This is a genomic window from Blastococcus sp. TF02-09 (assembly GCF_003319105.1).
Taxonomy (GTDB): domain Bacteria; phylum Actinomycetota; class Actinomycetes; order Mycobacteriales; family Geodermatophilaceae; genus Blastococcus.
Genome location: NZ_QOHH01000032.1, coordinates 1 through 779 on the forward strand (window position 1 = coordinate 1; position 779 = coordinate 779).

Annotated in this window: 1 protein-coding gene; it reads right to left on the reverse strand. The window is 73.2% G+C overall.

Annotation, left to right across the window (positions count from 1 at the left end; translation table 11 throughout):
- Positions 1 to 728 (reverse strand): helix-turn-helix domain-containing protein (locus DQ239_RS20025; RefSeq protein WP_348519339.1); only part of this gene is annotated, 728 nt, incomplete at its 3' end.
- Positions 729 to 779 lie beyond the last annotated feature (51 nt).

The window sequence follows — 779 nt, forward strand, 5'->3', positions numbered from 1 at the left end:
TTGATCCGCTCGCGGCGGGCATCGGTGCGCCGCCGAGGCTTGCGCAGGGCGCGGCCGGTGCGCAGGCAGGCGGTCAGCTCCCGGCGCAGCGCACCGCGGCCTTGCACGTAGAGGGCCTGGTAGATCGCCTCGTGAGAGATGCGCATGGACTCATCGTCGGGGAACTCCTCTGGCAGGCGGCGGGCGATCTGCTCCGGGCTCCACTGCTCGGACTCCAGCTTCTCCTGCACCCAATCCCGCAGCGTCGGATGCCCGGCCAGCTTGGCGGGCTTGGGGCGGCGCCCTCGCACCTCGGCCTGGGCTTGGGCCTGGGCTGCGCGATACCGCACTCGCCGACGCCGGCCGGGCCCGCCCGTGCCCGGCACCGGGCCGGGCTTGCGCCGGGCGCCATCGGGCAGTGGCGGCTTGTGCGGGACGGCCCGCAGCCGGTTGCGCTTCAGCTCCCGAGAGATCGTCGAGGGCGCCCGGTTCAGCTCCCGGGCGATCTGGCGGATCCCGGCGCCGTCCTCCCAGCGCAGGTCGATGTGCTGCCGCTCGGCCAAGGCCAGATACCGGTTGCCGGGCTCGGCCAAAGGCATCGGGGGCATGCCCCCACCGTCACGGAACCACCGCTCGCCGGTGTTCCTCGACACGCCCACCTGGGCCGCCGCCCGCTCGGTCGACCAACCCTGGGCGATCAACCGCCAGAACCTGCGCTCGATCTCCCTCGGCATCCGCGGACGCCCCATCGACACCACCCCGATCTGCTGGGGTGTTGCATCGACCCCTTGAACCCGAGG